Origin of the sequence: Brachyspira pilosicoli, assembly GCF_019402445.1 — a bacterium.
Taxonomy (GTDB): domain Bacteria; phylum Spirochaetota; class Brachyspiria; order Brachyspirales; family Brachyspiraceae; genus Brachyspira; species Brachyspira pilosicoli_B.
Window position 1 is genome coordinate 1 of sequence record NZ_SRZM01000045.1, and the last position, 4,912, is coordinate 4,912.

Genomic DNA, 4,912 nt, shown 5'->3' on the forward strand with positions numbered 1-4,912 from the left:
TAATAATACCTATATTAATGATATTTTCAATTATCTTTACTAAAATAAATATTTGGAATAATAATAAAAAAATTATACTTTCTATATTTATCATTCTATCAACTACAATTTTATATTATCATAGATTTATTAGCATACAAAATATTAATAAAAATTATGTTGAAACAAATATAGACTTTGATGATGATGTGTTTTACTCTATAAAAAGTAATCATAATAAATATAAAGTAACATATATAAATAATAAATTAGAAATATATAATATGATAGATTTTACAAATAATACTTATGAATTAAATACATCAAGATTACCTTATGAATCAATATATGGATATGGTTTAGAAACTTTTAAATCCAAAGATGAAGGCTCTCCATACAAAATAGTTAATAATAAATATAATTTTACTGATCCAAGAAGTTTAATATTTTTTAATAACAACTTCCAACAATTTAGTGGGTTTAACACAAATGATATTGATAAGTTAAATAATTTCTTAAGTTTTAAAGAAGTTAAATGGGAAGAGCCAAAATATTTTACAGTATCAAATTATATAAGTGCAATATCTCATATAATAGTTATTAGTATATTAATATTATACTTAATTTATAAATTATTAAAAAACATTATAATGCATCATAAAAATAAAACTATTTAGATATATCAACATCTTCTTTTGCTTTTACTTTTTTATATTTTATCCATCTTCTGCCTTGTATATAATGCATAAATTTGATTAATCTTATGAGAGAATCTTTAAAATTATCATTAGAGTTTTGTTTTTGTATTTTAGCTATTTCAAATATGCATTTCTCTCCATCTATATTAAGCCAAGCGGAAGTGCATAGTTCATCGAATTCTATATCTTTATTGGGTTTCTTTTTTAAAAGCCAAGCTGCTATTTTTGTAATCGGGTTATTAACATCAAATATTAAAAGCACTTTTCCATTATCATTTATTTTCCAATTAGTATGTATAATCTCTGGAACATACAATACAAAATTATGCTTATCTTCTTCTTTTAAGAAATTATCTAATGAGAATCTATTATCTTTCATTTATTAAAAAATCCTATAAATATATATAAATAATTTTTTATAAAATAATGGGCTTAGCTCAATATAATTGCCAAGCCCATACTATTTATTTTAAAATATTATTTTTTATCCTTACTTACAGCGTACTTATAAATCCAAGCAGCAAATAGTATAAAGATTATAAATGTAATAGCATTGCTTTGAGGAACAATTTTAGAACCAAAATTAATAGCAATATTTAAAGCAGCCATAACACCTATAAATATACCAGTAATAGCATCACCTGCAACCAAACCAGAAGCAAGCAATATACCTTTTTCAACAGCCTCAGTTTTTTCTTCTTCTTTATCTTTAAACTTCATTTCAACTAATTTTCTTACTATACCTCCAATAAATATAGTAGTAGTTAAAGTGATAGGCAAATATAAACCTAAAGCCACAGGAAGTATAGGAAGTTTAGCTAAAGCACAAAATACTGCAATAGAAGCTCCAATTATAACCAAAGTCCAAGGCAACTGAGCAGTCATAATACCCTCAACTATAAGTTTCATCAAAGTAGCCTGAGGAGCAGGAACAGCCTCACTACCAATACCATAAGCAGTTTGCATAAGTATAACAGTAGCAGCAGCACCAACAGAAGACACACAAAGAGCTATAAACATACCAATTTGTATATTCTTAGGAGAACCGCCAATTATAAAAGTAGATTTCAAAGATTGAGCAACACCGCCTGCTGTAGCAGTAGATACACATACGACACCACAAACAACAAGTGACATTCTAATACCCTCTTCACCAATATTGCCTGTTAATTTGAAAGCAGTAGCAACAATTAAAAGAGTAGCAATAGTCATACCAGAAACAGGGTTGTTACTAGCACCAATAACTCCAACCATTCTTGCAGATACAACAGCAAAGAAGAAACAGAATACTACAGCCAATATACCGCCTAATATTCCGCCTCCAATTATAGGAACAAGCCAAGTAGCTAAAAAGCCAAATATAGCAGCAGTAATAAGCCATATTATAGGAGCATCTTGATTGATTCTGTCATGATTATCATTAGCACCCTTCTCACCCATACCAGCTATAGATTTTTTGAAAGAATCTATAATTGTAGGAAGAGATTTAGCCAAAGAGATAAAACCTCCCATAGCAACAGCACCAGCACCAATATATCTTATATAACTTCCCCAAACTTCCTGAGCAGACATTTCTGATATCAAAGTAGTAGAAGGGAATATCGGAGTATTAATTAAACTTCCAAAATATTTAATAATAGGTATAAGACCAAGCCAAGCAACTATACCGCCTGCAAACATTAAAGATGAAGTTTCAAGTCCAATAATAAAACCAACCCCAAGAAGTGAAGCTAAAGTATCCACTCCAAGCATAGTTTTTTCATAAGGCTTAATTATATAAGTAGCACTCTCTTTCCAAAAACCAAATCCGCCAGATAAAAGTTTGTATCCAACACCAGCAATAATACCAGTAATCATATACTTAAAACCTTTACCGCCCTCAGAGCCTATTACCAAAACTTCAGCCTGAGCCATAGCTTCAGGATAAACCAAAGAACCATGCTCTTCTACTATTAAATATTTTCTTACAGGTGTAATGAAAAAACAACCCATAAATCCGCCAATAATAGTAACAATTATTACGGTAAATATTGAAAGCCCCATACCAAATAATATTAAAGCAGGCAAAATAAATATTATACCGCCAGCAATAGATTCGCCAACTGCAGTAAGTGATGCTGCAAAGTTAGCTTCTAGTATGTTATTTCTTTTAAATAAAGCTTTAAACACACCAGTAGCAAGTATAGCACCAGGTATACCAGCAGATATTGTAAGACCTACTTTCAATCCTAAATAAGTATTAGCAGCCGCAAAAACTATAGCTAGTATAACACCAAGTATTATAGAATAACCGGTCATCTCCGGCATCACAGTAGTAGCAGGTATAAAAGGTACATAATCTTCTCCCTTTATTCCACCATAAGCATTTTTTGATAGCTTTCTAGCCTCTTCTTTAATAGACATTCCTATTTCTCTCCCTATTTTTTATTATCATTTAATATTTTTATTTAAGTATTTTTATTTAAGCAATACTTATAACAAGCTCTTTTAAAAATCTCCACATTCTATCAACAGAAGATATACTTAAATGTTCGGCAGGTGTATGTACATCTTTAATATCTGGACCTATGCTTATCATATCAACATTAGGTAAAGGCTTTTTAAGTATTCCGCATTCTAGTCCTGCATGTATAGCCTCTATTTTTGCATCTTTTCCTGTAACTTTCTTATAAACATTTAATGCTATATCTTTAACTTTTGAATTAGCATCATATTCCCAAGCAGGATAACCATTAGACATTTGGAAAGAAGCTTTTGTCATATGAGCAGCAGATTCTATCTTTAAACCTATCTCTTTAGATGAGCTTTCTACAGAACTTCTCACTGATATAGTAAATCTTAATTTTCCATCTTCTTCTTTTAATACACCATTATTACAGCTAGTCTGAACCAAGCCTTCTATATCTTTACTCATATAAGCAACACCATCTGGTACAAGCATCATAAAGTTAATAACATTATTACTCAATTCTTTAGTAAAGCTTTCTTTAACATCTGAAGCCTCTGAAATATTTATAACCATATCAGGGTCTTCTACTCTATATTCATTTTTTAAGTTTTTAGCAACTTCTTCTAAAGTCTTTTTTACTTTATTAATATCTTTAGAAACTACTAAAGCCTCTGCATGTTTTGCTATGGCATTATGCTTAGCACCGCCCTCTATATGTGATATAACAATATCATCTCTCACAGCATATAATAATCTTCCAAGCAATTTTATAGCATTAGCTCTTTGTTTAATAATCTCTATACCAGAATGTCCGCCTTTAAGTCCTGATACTTCTATTTTTAAAGCTTTTCCTTCTGCTTTTTCTCTTTTAATATCAAAATCTGTTAAAGTATTCATTCCGCCAGCACAGCTTACCAAAAATATTCCCTCTTCTTCTCCGTCTATATTAATCATAGTTTTACCGTCTATATGCTCACCAGTAATAGCAATAGCTCCGTCCATACCAGTTTCTTCTGCAGTAGTAGCTAGTAATTCTATAGGAGGATGAGGCAAGTCTTTAGAATCAAGTAATGCCATACCCATAGCTATAGCAATACCGTCATCACCTCCAAGTGTTGTATTATTAGCTCTTAATATATCACCCTCTACTATCATTTCTATAGGGTCTTTTCTAAAATCATGTTTAGAGTCTTTTGTTTTTTCGCATACCATATCAACATGACCTTGTATTATTACTGCAGGTTTATTTTCGTATCCGCTTGTGCCTTTCTTCTTTATAATTACATTCATAGCACTATCTTGATATACTTCTAAATTTCTATCTTTAGCAAATTTTACCAAAAAGTCACTAATCTCTTTTTCATGTCCTGATTCTCTTGGTATTTTATTTATTTCATTGAACCATTTGAATACTTCTTTTGATTCTATTGAATTAAAAGCATTTAAATCCATAGTATATTACTCCTTAAAATAATATAAGTTATTTTTATTATTTTGTACTTTTATTAGTATAATAAATAATATAAAAATTGTCAAAAAAAATTAATAATATATCAAAAAAATTAATTTTATGTAACTTCAAGTAGTAATATATTTAATTGTTTATAATATAATTTCATAAATAAATTTTATTCTAACTCCCCACCCTATAGGCTTTTTATTTTTTACTATAATATTAAATTATATTTATTTTTTTAGTTACACTCTAATTTTTGCTTCCCACCCTAGTTATTTTTAAATTTGCTGTCTATATTTCCGCACGGTAAACCAGGCAAAACACATAAAT

The 4,912-nt window shown here is 29.2% G+C and carries 3 protein-coding genes and 1 pseudogene; 1 reads left to right on the plus strand and 3 read right to left on the minus strand.

The annotated features are described in order from the left end of the window. A pseudogene (locus tag E6A48_RS02030) lies at positions 1 to 656 on the plus strand (hypothetical protein); the annotation flags it as partial. Here the strand turns inward: E6A48_RS02030 and E6A48_RS02035 are convergent. The 3 genes from E6A48_RS02035 to E6A48_RS02045 form a co-directional block, all read right to left on the minus strand. Then, complete coding sequence (locus E6A48_RS02035; RefSeq protein WP_219708319.1) at positions 649 to 1,056, minus strand: PqqD family peptide modification chaperone; 408 nt, start codon at positions 1,054 to 1,056, stop codon at positions 649 to 651. The pseudogene E6A48_RS02030 and the gene E6A48_RS02035 overlap by 8 nt on opposite strands. A 98-nt stretch (positions 1,057 to 1,154) precedes the next feature. Then, positions 1,155 to 3,080, minus strand: a complete 1,926-nt coding sequence (locus tag E6A48_RS02040; protein ID WP_219708320.1) for an OPT family oligopeptide transporter — start codon at positions 3,078 to 3,080, stop codon at positions 1,155 to 1,157. A 58-nt stretch (positions 3,081 to 3,138) separates the two neighbouring features. Continuing rightward, on the minus strand, positions 3,139 to 4,578 hold the full coding sequence (locus E6A48_RS02045) for an aminoacyl-histidine dipeptidase (protein WP_219708321.1): 1,440 nt from the start codon (positions 4,576 to 4,578) through the stop codon (positions 3,139 to 3,141). Between the last annotated feature and the right edge of the window lie 334 nt (positions 4,579 to 4,912).